This is a genomic window from Streptomyces echinatus (assembly GCF_014203595.1).
GTDB classification, from domain to species: Bacteria; Actinomycetota; Actinomycetes; order Streptomycetales; family Streptomycetaceae; genus Streptomyces; species Streptomyces echinatus.
Genome location: NZ_JACHJK010000039.1, coordinates 4,325 through 18,560 on the forward strand (window position 1 = coordinate 4,325; position 14,236 = coordinate 18,560).

The following is a 14,236-nucleotide window of genomic DNA, read 5'->3' on the forward strand; positions in this document are numbered from 1 at the left end:
TCACCTGTTCGGCTCACCTCCGCTCGCGCGGAGAAGACGAGTCCGAAGCGAAGCCCGGAGATCTCGTGTTCGGCTCACCTCCGCTCGCGCGGAGAAGACGAGTCCGAAGCGAAGCCCGGAGATCTCGTGTTCGGCTCACCTCCGCTCGCGCGGAGAAGACGCGTCGTTGAAATACCGGAAGAACGCTTCGATCGGCTCACCTCCGCTCGCGCGGAGAAGACCCGTTGCCCAGGTAGGTGCCGGGACCCTGGTACGGCTCACCTCCGCTCGCGCGGAGAAGACGACCGCGCCAGCAGCGGCAGCAGAAGGTGGGTCGGCTCACCTCCGCTCGCGCGGGGACGACGACGATGTTCCGCTGTGGCTGTCGCGCTGGCCGGAGCTACCCCCGCGGGCGCGGGGACGACGCGCGGTACAGGTCCGCACCCGCGCTCACGGTCGAGCTACCCCCGCGGGCGCGGGGACGCGGTCGACCTGGCCCGTGGACAGGTCGAGCGTGGAGCTACCCCCGCGGGCGCGAGGACGACCTGTGCGCGTTGCCGACGCCGCGGTGCTGCTCGGAGCTACCCCCGCGGGCGCGGGGACGACGCACCCACGTGGGTAACGAGCTGGTTCTTGTGCGAGCTATCCCCGCGGGCGCGGGCACGACTTGTGACCCTTGCTGCGAGCGTCGTTGGCCTGCGAGCTAACCCCCGCGGGCGCGGGGACGACAGCTGGGCAACGTCGCTGTGGTCGGCGTAGCCCGAGCTACCCCCGCGGGCGCGGGGACGACGTGAAGGCCCAGGCCGCCCACTTCGTCTCCAAGGAGCTATCCCCGCGGGCGCGGAGAAGACTCTCTGCTGACCGAGCCCCACGTGCCGTCCGGCGGCTCACCTCCGCTCGCGCGGAGAAGACATCCGCTGAAGGCAGATGACCTTGCGGTTCGGCAGCTCGCCTCCGCTCTCAGGAAGTGCCTTGTGTCGCGTGGCCTTATTGATTCATTTTTCAAGGTGCTGGTGGAGTCGGAGGACACTACCTCCGCTTGCGGCAGAGTCAGCGTCGGTCTTGGAACGCGGACCTACTTAGAGGCGATTTTTGGGTATGCAGACCGCTTCCGCTTCCACCGTACAGGCCACCACTGACAGTTAGAGCAGTCGCTTGCGGGCCCGTCTCATCTCACTTTAAGTTGACTCTGTCGCTGATCCGCAGAAGGTCAACGGCCTTAACTGAGCAGGCAGTTGCCGTCTTAGAGCTCCCGGTCCAAGGGAGCCGTCGTCCCGGCTGGAGCTACTCTCTGTGTTCAACGTGATGATGTCGCCGTGCGTGCCGATGAAGTGGCATCACGACGCCGATCCCGCCGAACTCACGCGGCTGGCACCCGGTGCGCTGCCTGCAGCCGCTCCGGGTCTCACGAGCCTGACCCCGCTCGGCGAGATACTCGCTGCCGTGCACCTGGGCACGCTCGATGTGCCCAACGTTGCTGTCTCCTCCGCCCTGCGCCGGCTCCTTGCAGCACTGTTCATCCGCATCAGCGGCCTGCAGATCGCCGATCCCGATGCGTGGGACGACCGCTGGGACGAGCTCCTCAGCCGGGGGCGGCTGGACCCCGCAGACGTGTCCGCATACACCACTGAGTGGGCTTTCCGTTTCAATCTGGACGACCCCGAGCGGCCGTTCCTCCAGGACCCGCGTCTGGCGAAGGAGTGCGGCGACGCGGCTGCACCGGGGAAGCTCGTCATGACCCGGGCTTCCGGGAACAACCAGCCGTGGCTGGACCGGACTCCCCAGGATGCGCCCGTCACTCCGCACGAGGCTTTCTGGTGGGTGCTTGTCTGGCGGCAGTACGGGCCTTGCGGGCTCGGAGCGAACCGCAGCCACAACGGCATCAAGCACAAGTCCATGGCGGCCGCCCCGCTGCGGTCGGTCATCTCCTGGCACCCCGAGACCGGTAACGAATTCACCAACCTCCTGCTGTCGGCGCCGCATCCCGCCGACATCCCCGTCACAGGACCCGACCTGCCCGAGTGGGAGCAGGCCGCCCTCCCCGACCCTCTCCGCCCCGAACTGCCCACCGGCCCTGTGTCCCGGCTCGTCAATCGGGCCGTGCACTCCACTCTTACCCGGAGCGATGCGGCTACCGGCCAGATCACCGCTGTCTGGACAGCATGGCGTACTCCCGTTCCGACCGCCGTGAAGGAAGCCGGCGCGAAGAAGGCTCTCGAAGCCGCGAGCGAGGCCGTCACTGCTGCGGGTGACCCGTTTCTCATCAACCGCACCAAGGGCGGTCCCGTCCGGGCCCACCATGCCCGTGCCCTCGCACGGGACTTCGACTCCCTTATCCATATTCGGCGCCCCGGCGACACCACGAAGGCGGCCACGATCCCGCCGGCCTGGATCCGGCTCCTGGACACCCTCCCCGTCGAGGCCCTCGACCAGATCGGTCCCGTCCGGGCCCGGGCTCTCGCCTGCCACCAGGACAAGCAGGAGAAGGAAGAGCTCTGGTTCGAGCAGGTCACGCCGGTTCCGGTCGCCAACTACACCTCCGGCCGCCACCCGGAGAAGGCCGCCCTGGTCGCATCAACCCGCAAGGCGGCCGAGGACACCGCGAAGGCCCTGGCCGCCGCGCTGCGGTCCGCGTGGAACGAGATGAGCCCCGATCCGCGCTCGGAGTGCTCCTGGACCCGCGACACGATCGCCGCCTACTGGGACCGCGCCGACAGCCGTCTGTGGCAGGCCATCAACGACGGCACCGACCCCCAGCTCCAGGCGCTCGCCGTCACCTTGTACGACGATGCCGTCCGCGCCGACGCCTCCACCCCCGCGGGCCTCATCCCCATCGCCAGGGCGCGCGCAACCCTCACCCATCCCAAGACCCGGCGTTCCGCGAAGACCACCTGATCTGCAATCACGAGAAAGGGCCTCACCGTGGCGACTGAATCACCGCCGGCCAGCGGCAACGGGCTGGCCGTCTATGAGCGGTTCATGAACACCGTCCGACGTGCCTGCGCCACCCCCGAGGGCCGGGCAACCCTGCGCCAGGGCCTCGCCGACCATCTCGAGAACCCCTGGCCCATGTATGTGCATCTGATGCCGGCCGGCGGGATTCCCGTGCGCGAGGACACCCCTCGTCACTCCCTGCGCCAGGCCGAGCATCCCTTTCTCCTCGTCGCAGCCCTGTACGCCGTTCACGACGCACCCAACCCCCGCGCTGGTGACAAACCGCTCGCCGTCAAGGAACCCGCCGCGGCGAAGCCGTGGGAGAACCTCGGCTGGTCCCTCGCCCGTGCCGCGCGGAGCGGCATGCGCCGGGAGGTGGCCACCGGCCTGCTCTCCCATCTGTGCGAACTCGAGTACGACGCGCTCATGACCGAGCTGCCGTCCACGGTCAGCCTGCTGCGTTCCAGCAATGTCCCGGTCAAATGGCCGGTTCTGCTTCGCGACAGCGTCCGTTACCAGCGCTGGGCCCCCGACGTCCGGATCGACTGGGCACGTTCCTACACCATCCCTGCCGGCTCGAAGGAGATCAGCTAAGTGACCCCGCTCTACATCGATGTCCACATCATCCATTCCGCCCCGTACAGCAATCTCAACCGCGACCGGCAGGGGGCTCCCAAAACCGCCACCTACGGTGGCGTTCCCCGGCCCCGTCTCTCCTCCCAGCACGGTCGCCGTCACAGTCGTGTGCACATGGAAGAGGCTCTCGGTACCCGTGCCTTCCGCACCCGCGGTACCCCCCTCGCCGTCGCCAAGCGCCTGGCCGCCGCCGGCTGGGACGAGGCCGCCGCTCTGGCCGCCGCCCAGATGCTGATCCTCGCTGCCGACGTCAAGGGTCTCGGCTTGTCGGACGCCGGTGGTACCAACGCCCTGCTGTTCCTCCCGGAGACTGCATTCGACTCGCTTGCCGAGGTCGCCAACGGCCAGCGGGACGCCCTCACCAAGGCGGCCGGCGCTGCGGCCAAGGCGATCGCCGAGGCCAGGGCGAAGGCCGACGCCAAGAAGGCCAACGGCGATACCGAGGACGATGACAGCGACGACGCAGGGGAAGAAGAGGCCGCCGAGACCGGTCCGCTCGCCACCGCCTACAGGAAGATCCCCGCCGACGTCCGCAAACAGATCCAGGCCGGCGTGCTGGAGGTCTTCCGCCAGCGCAACGCATCCATCGCCGCCTACGGCCGCATGCTCGCCAACGAGGCCGGATCCACCGTCGCCGGCGCCATCCAGATGGCCCACAGCATCGGCACCCACGCCGGCCCGTCCCAGATCGACTTCTTCTCCGCCGTGGACGACCTGATCCACGACGCCGGTGAGGAAACCGGAGCGGGCCACATGGGCGACCAGCGCTACACCTCCGCCACCTTCTACCGCTACGCCACCCTCAACGTCCGCGAACTCATCGGCAACCTGGACGGCGACACCGACACCGCTCAGCAGGTGATCGACGCATTCCTGCGAGCGTTCCCCCTGGCGATCATGCCCGCCAAGGCATCCGGTACCGCCCCCCACACCGTCCCCCACCTCATCCACATCGCCGTGCGCACCGACCGGCCCGTCAACCTCGTCGGCGCGTTCGAGACCCCCATCCCCGCCAGCGTCAACGGCTACGTCCCCGCCTCACTGGACGCCCTCAACGCCCACGCCGCCGCCCACGCCCGCATGCTCGGCACCCACCGCATCGCCGACCACGCCCACGTCACCCTCAGCGACACCGAGCTGACCGCCCTCGGTGACCGCGTGGACGCCTTCGAGGACCTGATCACCCGAACCCTCGGCACCGTCACCAAGCACACCGGCTGACAGTGCCCGCCCACGCCCTGACGCGGACCTGACCGCCGCGCCGCACCGCTCCGCGCATGCGGAGGTCATCCCGCCCCATCACACCGAGGAGCATCCTTGACCGGGTTCTTGATGCACCTGTCCGCCCCCCTGCAAAGCTGGGGCGGCCCCGCCGACTTCAAAGTGAGGCCCACCAGCACCTCGCCCACCAGGTCGGCCCTCACGGGTCTCCTCGCCTCCGCGCTCGGCCGGCCCCGCGACCACAAGAACACCGATCTCGCCCAACTCCGCTACGTCATCCGCGTCGACCGCCCTGGTCACCGCGAGATGGACTTCCACACCATCGGCGGCGGCTACCCCAGGGAACTCACCCCGCCCACCGCCGACGGCAAACGGAAGAAGCTCGGAGAGGGAACCATGATCACCGAACGGTGGTATCTCGCCGACGCCGCATTCAGCATCGCCGTCACGGGCCCTGACGACACCACCGCCCTCGCCGCTCACGCCCTGACCGAGCCGGTCTTCGCCCCCTACCTCGGCCGCCGCTCCTGCCCACCCGACACCCCCGTCCTCCTGCGAACGGACCTGGACGACGCCGTGGCCGAACTCGACCGCGCCCCACTTCACGCAGACCGACCCCGCAACGCAGCCACCATCGACGTCACTTTTATCCACGACACTCCCCCCACGCCCGGTCTCCCGGCGACCACCACCGTCCGCGACACCCCCGCGCCCGGCCACACCTTCACCACCCGCGACCTGTGGGAAACCCAGCGCACCCTGCCCGCCAGTCTCTGCGCCGGCCGCGGAACGCAGTGGCTCACCGCCCTCGTCCACTACACCCAGACCACGGCCGCCTAGGAGAGCATGATGGCCACCGCAACCACCGCCGTCCACCTGGCCCGCATCACCCTCAACCCCCGCTCACGCGACGTCCACAACGACCTGCGCGACCACACCGCACTCCACCGCCGCGTCAGCGCACTCTTTCCCGACCAGGCAGGCGCCAGCCCCCGAACAGCCCACAACGTCCTCTACCGGCTCGAACGCGAACACGCCGGGGCCACGTTGCTTATCCAGTCCACCGGCATCGCCATCAACCGCAACGCTCTGCCCGCCCACTACAACACCACCGACGTCGACTACCGCGAACTCACTCCCCTACTCAACTGGGCGACTGCCGGCCGGACGATCCGCTACCGCATCGACGCCCACCCCCTCAAAACCGAATTCGTCCCCGGCCGCAGAGGACGCCGCGTCCCCCTCGCCGGCGAAGCCGCCATCACCTGGTGGGAACGCAAAGCAGCCGACGCCGGACTCACCGTCCAACTCGTCCTCGACACCCCTCAGCCCCCCGTGCTCGCCACCCGAGGCGAAAGAAAGCGCGCACGCCTCAACGCCACACGCTTCGACGGCATCGCCACCATCACCGACCCCCAAGCCCTCCGCCAGGCCATCACCACCGGCATCGGCCAAGGACGCGCCTTCGGGCTCGGACTCCTCTCGATCGCACCCCACCGCGAGCAATGACACGGCAAACCCACGAAGACGGTGCAGGCCGGAAGGGTGCACTCCGCGGCCACGGAGGTGACCCGCTGCCGATGCACGCGCGCACGTCGACCGAACCGTGCACTCCGCGTAGGCAGAGGTGTCTCACGGCGGGTATCGATGCCGTCGCTACGCAGCCAGCGCACTCCGCACACGCGGAGGTGCCCCGTACGCGGAGGACTGGGAGCTTCTCCACTCTGTGCGCGCTCCGCATACGCGGAGGTGGTCCGCACCTGCCGCATGAGCCAGGGTCCGATCTCGTGTGCTCCGCGCAGGCGGAGGTGTCTCAACGAGGTCGTCGGTCCGACCGCCCAATAGTTGCTTCGCGCCCGCGGAAATAGCTGCCATGAGCTGATCGGAGAACCCTGATGACGCGACCACCCGTTGAGGATCGCCTGTGGGGTAAGTTCCATGGCCTGGAAGACGTGGGGCCATACCCGGTCATCAGCCATCTGATCGACACTGCAGTGATCGCCGGACGGCTGTGGGACGACTACCTCACCGCCGGCCAGCGGGGCATCATCGCAGCAGGCTGGGGTGTCACCTCGGCACATGCACGCCAACTGGTGATGTTCTGGGCCGGACTTCACGACCTGGGCAAGGTCTGCCCGTACTTCCAGCACCAAGATCAGGCGGCGGCCGGTCTCCTCAAGGACCCCGCATACCCCATGCCGGACGACCGCAGTTCGATCCGGCACGAACGCGTCTCCCACCTCACCGCGCCAGCGCTTCTCGTGCAAGCGGGCTACCCGACGAGCGGCCGCCCACTGCGATCGATCGCCCACCAGATCGGGCAGATCCTGGGCGGCCACCACGGCACCTACGGCAATGCCTTGAACGCCCGCACTATCACCAGTCCCGAGGACCAGGAGCCACGCGTCGGAGCGGCCGGCTGGAGCCTGCAGCGGGCCGCGCACCTGCACACCGTGCACGCCCTGTGCGGCAGTCCCGAGCCGCCCACCCAGTTCGCCCCCGGCGGCGCCTGCGTCATCGCCACAGGAGTGATCGTCCTCGCAGACTGGCTCGCCTCCCGGATCGGATGGGTGCGCGCACGCCACTGGGAACGCAAGCACTCCCCGGACCCCCGCGACTGGAGAGCGCATGCCGCACGCGCCCGGAGGGCAGCGCCGAAGGCCCTCGCCCAGGCTCAGCTTTCTGCCACGGCCTGGAAGCCGGCTGAATCGTTCACCGAGATGTTCCCGCTCATCAGCGATCCCTACCCGCTTCAAGCCGACCTCGCCAAACGCCTCCCGACCCTCGTCAACGGTCCTGGCCTAGTCGTCATCACGGCCCCCACCGGTGACGGCAAAACGGAAACGGCGTTGTTCGCCGCGCACGTCCTCGGTCACGCCGCCCGCACCGAAGGCCTCGGCGTCTTCCTGCCGACCATGGCCACCACCGACGCCATGCACACCCGCATCACCGAACACGTCGCCCAGGCCGCCAGCATCCCCATACCCGTCACCCTGCTGCACTCCATGGCCTGGCTGAACGCCGACTACAACCCCGGCACAGACCGCGTCCTCACCGACGCGTCAACCATCGCGGGAGAGTGGCTCAAAGGACGTCACCGCGGGCTCCTGGCCGGCGTGGCCGTCGGCACCTGGGACACCGCAGCCCTCGCCGCCCTCCCCGTCCGCTACAACGTCATGCGCTGGCTCGGTCTCACCGGCAAAACCGTCATCATCGACGAGGCCCACGCCTACGACGCCTACGGGCACCGCCTGACCGAACGCCTCCTCGAATGGCTCGGCCACACGAAAACCCCCGTGATCCTGCTGTCCGCCACTCTCACCGGCAGCATCGCCACCCGCCTCGCCGACGCCTACCGCACCGGCGCCGGCCACACCAGCCCCGTCACCATCGCACCCACCTACCCCGGCTGGACCCACATCGACGCCACCACCGGCACCGTCACCACCAGCGAAACCCTCCCCACCACCCGCGCCCGCCGCCTGACCGTCACCCTCCACCACGTCCACCACCAGGCCTCCCCCACCACCCAGGACAGCCGCCTCGCCACCATCACCCGCACCCTCAAGCCCATGATCGACGAAGGCCGAGGCTGCGCCGCCATCGTCTGCAACACCGTCGCCGACGCCCAGACCACCGCCCGCCACCTGAGAAACGCCTGGAGCGGCCCCAGCGCCCCGCTCGTCCAACTCCTCCACGCCCGCATGCCCGCACGCCAACGCCGCGGCGTGACACGCCGCATCGAAAACTGGGCCGGGAAACCCCGCGCCGCCCACACCACCCCGCAAGGCGACTACACCCCGGCCCGCGGCCGCCGCCCCTCCCGACCGGTCATCGTCGTCGCCACCCAGGTCATCGAACAATCCCTCGACGTCGACTTCGACCACGTCATCAGCGACCTCGCCCCGATCGCCCTCCTCCTTCAGCGCGCCGGCCGATGCCACCGCCACCCCCGCACCGACCGCCCCGCCTGGGCCCCCACCCCGGCCATGACCATCCTCATCCCCACCGGGAAACTCCCACCACAAAGGTGGGGCACCGTCTACAGCGAAAACCCTCTGAACCGCACGGTGACAGCCCTCCAATCCCTCACCGGCGGCATCTGCACCATCCCCGAAGACGTCCAAACCCTGGTCGACCAGGTCTACGCCGCCGACTGGACCACCACCGCCGGCACCAACGACCTCACCACCGAACAAGCCATGCGCGCCCTCGCCGACACCGCCACCATCCCCGCCCCCACCCAGCTGATCCGCGACCTCCACCCGCTCACCACCATCGACGACGAAGACCTCCTCGTCACCCGACTCGGCGCAGACAGCGTCCGTGTCCTGCCCGTCTGGACCGACACCAACGGCCAGGCCTGGCTCGACCGCCAGGCACGCCACCGACCGCTCCCCACCCACATCGATCCCCGAGACACCGCCACCATCCGCAACCTCATGGCCCACACCGTCCAAGTCGACCACCGATGGCTCCAAGGACGCGGCCCCGAAACCAACACCCCGACCGGCTGGCGGGACATCGCCGCCCTCCAAGACGTCCTCCTCCTGCCACAGCGCGTCACCAGCACCGGTGCTCGGCCATACCAACTCAGCGGCAAGACCCACCACCTGTCCCGACTCGACGGCCTCGTACGCGACTGACTCCAGCCAGACCAGCACCATCCCCCAGCCCACCCAGGCCAACCGCACAAGCAGAGACAGGAAGCCCGCACCACCGCCAGATGAGCCAGTACCTGCTCCTTGAAAACTGCATAGAGCGCCCCCGTACACGACGGCAAACCACACATCGAAGCACACGCGGACCAGCGACTCCCGCCCTCTCCGCACAAGGTAAACCGGCGCGACTGGAGGCAGTACCGGTGACGGACGCGCCCTCTCCGCGCAAGCGGAGGTGAGCCGAACTTGCCCGTGAGGCGGGCGCCGAGAGCCATACCTTCTCCGCTCGAGCGGAGGTGAGCCACCCTTGCGCATGGCGGAAAGGACCAGGACGGCGTCCTCTTCACGCAAGCGGAGGTAAGCCGGTGGGACAGCCCTTCTTGTAGCTGCATACGCGGTCTTCTCCGCGCGAGCGGAGGTAAGCCATACCTCGATGAGCAGGCGCCCGACACCCTGCTGTCCTCTCTGCGCGAGCGGAGGTGAGCCGACGTCGGTGACGTCCGCGTACAGGTCGGGGTAGTCCTCTCCGCACGAGCGGAGGTGAGCCGAACCGCAGGTAGGTGTTGTCAGGCGTGGTCCGGTCCTCTCCGCGCGAGCGGAGGTGAACCGCTCCGCTACCAAGGCATCACGCGTAACGCCCTGACCTCTCCGCACGAGCGGAAGTGAGCCAGACGGCGATCAGGTTCGCGTCACGTACGCGTTGTGCTCTCCGCATGAGCGGAGGTGAGCCGTATAGGGACTTGACCGGGGTGGCTTGGGCGCGTCCTCTCCGACACAAGCGGAGGTGAGCCGTCCCGCAGGTGCCGGTCACCCTCGATGTCGAGGTCCTCTCCGCGCGAGCGGAGGTGAGCCGGCCACCGACACCACCGGCCAGCCCATCTTCGTGTCCTCTCCGCGCGAGCGGAGGTGCGCCGATTTCGTGGTGGAACTCGTCGCCCTTCCGCAGGTCCTCTCCGCGCGAGCGGAGGTGAACCGATGATTAGGCCCACGATGACATTGCGGACGCCGTGCTCTCTGCGCGAGCCGAGGTAAGCCGACGTGGCAGTGGTGGCGGTCCGTCCTGCAGACGTATTCTCCGCGCGTGCGGAGGTGAGCCGTAGGCGACATTGCCCTTGGTGAAGCGGCGGATGTCCTGTCCGCGCAAGCGGAGGTAAGCCGTACGCGATCCCGATCGGCGCGGACGGCCATATGTGCTCTCCGCGCGAGCGGGGGTGAGCCGCTGACGGCCGCGCTCGCGACGAAAGGAGCATGGTCCTCTCCGCGCGCGCGGAGGTGAGCCGTCGTCAAGCCAGTGCAGGACGTAGAGTCCGTCGTCCTCTCCGCGCAAGCGGAGGTGACCCGTTCGACCTGGCGATGGCGAAGCTTGCCCCGAAGTCCTCTCCGCGCGTGCGGAGGTGAGTCGGCCACCGACACCACTGGCCAGCCCATCTTCGTGTCCTCTCCGCGCGAGCGGAGGTGAACCGTACAGGTGCGCCGGCGCGTTCGGCACGTAGCCGTCCTCTACGCGCAAGCGGAGGTGAGCCGGTCACGCTGGAGACGCTGTCAGGTGCCGCTGAGTCCTCGCCGCGCGAGCGGAGGTGAGCCGTACAGGGGGATGGTGCTGGTCTTCAACTCGATGCCCTCTCCGTGCGAGCGGGGGTAAGCCGTACTTGGAGGCCTGCTCCGGGTAGAACCAGCGGTCCTCTCCGCGCGAGCGGAGGTCAGCCGGTCGCGATGGGCATCGTCGGCATCGGCGTGACGTCCTCTCCGCGCGAGCGGAGGTGAGCCGATTGCACGCGTGCTTGGTGTGCACGTCGCCGATGTTCTTCGCGCAGGCGGAGTGAGCCGAGCATTACGGTCCACGTCCTCTGCGAGCGGAGGTGAATCACCGGTGGTGCCCTTGGCGAAGTCGGTCTCGATGCCCTCTCCGCGCAAGCAGAGGTGAGCCGTACCTCCCGTGGAAGGTGAAGACAGACCACACGCCCTCTCCGCGCGAGCGGAGGTGAGCCGACGGATCTGTCCACGGCGGACGTCGACATCTCGTCCTCTCCGCGCGAAGGGAGGTGAGCCACCCTTGCACATGGCGGAAAGGACCAGGACGGCGTCCTCTTCACGCGAGCGGAGGTAAGCCGGTGGGGCAGCCCTTCTTGTAGCCGCATACGCGGTCTTCTCCGCGCGAGCGGAGGTGAGCCGTAGGCTCGGCCCACGTCGATGAAGTCTCCGCGCAAGCGGAGGTGAGCCGATGGGCACCGGCACCAACGTCCAGGACCGGGCGTCCTCTCCGCGCGAGCGGAGGTGAGCCGTGCCAGCACAGCGACGACGGCGGGCCCACCGTGTCCTCTCCGCGCGAGCGGAGGTGAGCCGGACCACCATCCGCACGTGACGGCGAGGGCGCAGTCCTCTCCGCGCGAGCGGGGGATCACTCTGGAGGGCGCATGACGCACGAGCGTCCGGCAGACCGAAACCCTCGCGGCCTCCCGCCGGAGCGGCCTTCAGACCTCGATGTAGGCGACGACCACGACTGTGCGCAGGGCGGTGACGAAGTACAGCACGCGGACGGCTTCGACCTCGTCGGTGTACTGACGCAGTGCCGGTCCGCTGCTGTCGCCGGGCAGAGGCTCACCGGCACCGGGGTCGACGGAGATGACCACCAGTGCGCGGTCCAGGGCGTGGAGTTCGGACTCGCTGGTGATGTTCTCCAGCTGCTTGGCGGCGGCGTCGGAGAAGGCGATACGGGCGCGGCGCGGGCCGTGGTGTGTGGGCATCAGGCGACGGCCGGGCGCTGGCGGGCGAGGCGGGCGAGGTGGGTTTCTCGCAGGTCTTCCCACGGTGTGCAGTCCTCTACCGCGGGCAGGCCGTTGGCGGCGATGTCTTCCAGGGCGGCGGCGAACTCGTCGGCCCTGGCCCGGGTCTGGGCTGCGTACGCGCGTACCGCGTCTGCGGCGGCCGGCTCCAGTGGATGGCGGACGCTCTCGGCAGAGGCCGGCTCTTGGCTCATCACAGACTCCCGGGACCGGATAGGCGTGGCCCCTTCACGATAGTGCCGCTGCCTCGCGGTCCGGGAGCCCTTCCGGGGCAGGGTCTGCCTGTCGGGAGGGGTCAGGCGGGAGGGTCGGATAGCTCCCTGCCGGCCGGGCGGCCGGCGAGGAGCGTGCGTCGCGGAGCGGGGGTCGGCGCGGGGTGGGCGCCGAGTACGCCGCGGTCCCGCAGCTCGTTCAGGTCGGGGAGACGGATGCCGGGGAGGGCGTCGAGCAGGTCGGCCTGGGCAGCACGGATGCTGTGCGCGGCCTGGGGTCCTGCGCCAAGGGTGCGGCGGGCTGTCACGCGATCATCGTACGGGCAGCGCTCCGGTGCGGGCAGTGCTTGTGTTCAACGGTTGCGGGCCAGTTGGTCCAGGTGCGCGTCCAGCGCTCGGAGGTCGGGGTGGCTGCGTAGTTGGGTGAGGACGGCTTGCCTCATCTCGCCGACATAGGCGGTCGTAACTTGCTCAGGGGTGACGCCGAGAGCCTGTGCGAGGCGTGTGGTCATGGTGGCGTCCAGGCCGTCGGACAGCGCGATGGCGGTCAGCAGCAGGATCGTCATCTGGGTCTGGGCCGCGGTGGTGTCGTAGCCGGCGAGGCGGCTGTGGTGCAGGAGCCAGCGGGCGAAGCGGCTCTCGCTGAGTTCGTCGTCGAAGTACATGGCTTCCCCCCAGGGGGTGGGTTCGGCCGTCGTGCGGCCAGGGGTGGGTGGCTGATGTGGTCGCGGCTTGATGAGCGCGCGGGTGCGGTACGGCTGGTCCGCCGCCGGGGTGAGGGAGGGGAGACCGCGCCGTGGGGTCGGCCGACGCGGCTGTGCGGGGCAGGGTCTGGCCGGGTGGGTGCGCCTAGAGGTGCTGCTGGAGCCACCAGGACGCCAGGCCGGTGAGGCCGGTGCCGACGCCGTAGCACAGGCCGCGCAGCAACTGGGCGGCGGCGGTGCAGCGGTGGCGGTGCAGGAGGGCGAGCAGCCGGGCGGCGGTGCCGCTTTCGTGCGGGTCCGGGCCGGTTGTGGTGGCCGTGGCGGGGGGCGTGGGCCTACGCTGCATATGGGAGCTCCCTTGGTGGGGCTTTGCGGGAGAGCCTGTCGGTGGTTGGTGGCCTAGGAACCTGTGACCATCCGGTGGGCTCTTCTCGTGTCCTGTGAGGGGAAGGCGTCAGTGCTGGTTGGTGCAGTCCTGGAGGCGGTCGGCGAGTTCGCGTTCGGGCAGGACCAGGACGTCGCCGCGGGGGCGGGTGGCCAGGCGTTCGACTTCTTCGGTCAGGCCGGGCACGGGGGTGGCGGTGCAGTGCCGGCGGACGTATTTGGCGAAGTGTTCGACGATGTTGAGGAAGGCGTCGTCGGGTCCGTCGATGTCCTGCTGGAGTTCCTTGCGCCACTGCCGGGCTTCGTTGAGTTCGCCGAGTTCCAGATGGTGCAGGGACAGGCAGTAGGCGGCGATGCGGTGGCCGGCGCCTGCGGCGAGCTGCCACCAGAAGCAGGCGCTTTCGGGGTGGCCGGCGAGGTAGAGCATGCAGGCGAAGACCTGGGCGCCGTCGACGTCGAGGTCCTCCGCTGATGCTTCGTGGAGGGCGACGGTGTCCTCGTTTCCGATCTCCTGCGCTAAACGCTGGACGTGGTCAGCGGCCTGGGGCTGCTTGAGGACCCAGCGGGCGATGACCGCGAGCTGGTGGCCGGCACAGGGGCCGGGGGGCATCTCGCGGTCGGCGGCGCTGCTGGCGCGGGTGCGCCGGCGGGGGGCGGGGCGGGCGGAGGCGGTGTATCCGGCCTCGCGGGCCAGGCGGCGCAGGCCGGCACCGACGTCGAAA

12 protein-coding genes and 1 CRISPR repeat array are annotated in these 14,236 nt (G+C 69.3%); of the genes, 6 read left to right on the forward strand and 6 right to left on the reverse strand.

Annotation, left to right across the window (positions count from 1 at the left end; all coding sequences use genetic code 11):
• Positions 1–9: 9 nt before the first annotated feature.
• A CRISPR array of direct repeats spans positions 10–343; the repeat unit is 29 nt; unit sequence CGGCTCACCTCCGCTCGCGCGGAGAAGAC.
• Between the two features lie 962 nt (positions 344–1,305).
• From casA to cas3, 6 genes are all read left to right on the forward strand, one after another.
• Positions 1,306–2,874 (forward strand): type I-E CRISPR-associated protein Cse1/CasA, encoded by a 1,569-nt coding sequence (gene casA, locus FHS34_RS41580; protein ID WP_184976073.1) that lies wholly within the window; start codon positions 1,306–1,308, stop codon positions 2,872–2,874.
• A 27-nt stretch (positions 2,875–2,901) separates the two neighbouring features.
• On the forward strand, positions 2,902–3,507 hold the full coding sequence (gene casB, locus FHS34_RS41585) for a type I-E CRISPR-associated protein Cse2/CasB (RefSeq protein WP_184976076.1): 606 nt from the start codon (positions 2,902–2,904) through the stop codon (positions 3,505–3,507).
• Complete coding sequence (locus FHS34_RS41590) at positions 3,508–4,770, forward strand: type I-E CRISPR-associated protein Cas7/Cse4/CasC (protein ID WP_184976079.1); 1,263 nt, start codon at positions 3,508–3,510, stop codon at positions 4,768–4,770. It begins immediately after the preceding gene.
• Between the two features lie 96 nt (positions 4,771–4,866).
• Positions 4,867–5,610, forward strand: a complete 744-nt coding sequence (gene cas5e / locus FHS34_RS41595; RefSeq protein WP_225817996.1) for a type I-E CRISPR-associated protein Cas5/CasD — start codon at positions 4,867–4,869, stop codon at positions 5,608–5,610.
• A 6-nt stretch (positions 5,611–5,616) separates the two neighbouring features.
• Complete coding sequence (gene cas6e, locus FHS34_RS41600) at positions 5,617–6,279, forward strand: type I-E CRISPR-associated protein Cas6/Cse3/CasE (protein ID WP_184976082.1); 663 nt, start codon at positions 5,617–5,619, stop codon at positions 6,277–6,279.
• Between the two features lie 386 nt (positions 6,280–6,665).
• Entirely contained in the window at positions 6,666–9,416 is a 2,751-nt protein-coding gene (gene cas3, locus FHS34_RS41605; RefSeq protein WP_225817993.1) for a CRISPR-associated helicase Cas3', read from the forward strand.
• 2,486 nt (positions 9,417–11,902) lie between these two features.
• Here cas3 and FHS34_RS41610 read toward each other — a convergent pair.
• From FHS34_RS41610 to FHS34_RS41635, 6 genes are all read right to left on the reverse strand, one after another.
• Positions 11,903–12,175: a hypothetical protein gene (locus FHS34_RS41610; protein WP_184976088.1), complete on the reverse strand. Its 273-nt coding sequence runs from the start codon at positions 12,173–12,175 to the stop codon at positions 11,903–11,905.
• Positions 12,175–12,408, reverse strand: coding sequence for a hypothetical protein (locus tag FHS34_RS41615; protein WP_184976092.1), 234 nt, complete (start codon positions 12,406–12,408; stop codon positions 12,175–12,177). Before FHS34_RS41615 ends, FHS34_RS41610 begins: the two co-directional genes overlap by 1 nt.
• A 101-nt stretch (positions 12,409–12,509) precedes the next feature.
• Positions 12,510–12,734, reverse strand: a complete 225-nt coding sequence (locus tag FHS34_RS41620; protein ID WP_184976095.1) for a hypothetical protein — start codon at positions 12,732–12,734, stop codon at positions 12,510–12,512.
• A 45-nt stretch (positions 12,735–12,779) separates the two neighbouring features.
• Positions 12,780–13,091, reverse strand: coding sequence for a hypothetical protein (locus tag FHS34_RS41625; RefSeq protein WP_184976098.1), 312 nt, complete (start codon positions 13,089–13,091; stop codon positions 12,780–12,782).
• Between the two features lie 184 nt (positions 13,092–13,275).
• On the reverse strand, positions 13,276–13,476 hold the full coding sequence (locus tag FHS34_RS41630) for a hypothetical protein (RefSeq protein ID WP_184976105.1): 201 nt from the start codon (positions 13,474–13,476) through the stop codon (positions 13,276–13,278).
• Between the two features lie 108 nt (positions 13,477–13,584).
• Positions 13,585–14,236 (reverse strand): hypothetical protein (locus FHS34_RS41635; protein WP_184976101.1); only part of this gene is annotated, 652 nt, incomplete at its 5' end.

What these genes read in the sequence shown, in the direction of transcription:
- cas6e (WP_184976082.1), top strand. Translation starts at nt 5,617, where the DNA reads ATGATGGCCACCGCAACCACCGCCGTCCACCTGGCCCGCATCACCCTC.
- FHS34_RS41630 (WP_184976105.1), bottom strand. Translation starts at nt 13,476, where the DNA reads ATGCAGCGTAGGCCCACGCCCCCCGCCACGGCCACCACAACCGGCCCG.
- FHS34_RS41625 (WP_184976098.1), bottom strand. Translation starts at nt 13,091, where the DNA reads ATGTACTTCGACGACGAACTCAGCGAGAGCCGCTTCGCCCGCTGGCTC.
- cas3 (WP_225817993.1), top strand. Translation starts at nt 6,666, where the DNA reads ATGACGCGACCACCCGTTGAGGATCGCCTGTGGGGTAAGTTCCATGGC.
- FHS34_RS41610 (WP_184976088.1), bottom strand. Translation starts at nt 12,175, where the DNA reads ATGCCCACACACCACGGCCCGCGCCGCGCCCGTATCGCCTTCTCCGAC.
- casA (WP_184976073.1), top strand. Translation starts at nt 1,306, where the DNA reads ATGAAGTGGCATCACGACGCCGATCCCGCCGAACTCACGCGGCTGGCA.
- FHS34_RS41615 (WP_184976092.1), bottom strand. Translation starts at nt 12,408, where the DNA reads ATGAGCCAAGAGCCGGCCTCTGCCGAGAGCGTCCGCCATCCACTGGAG.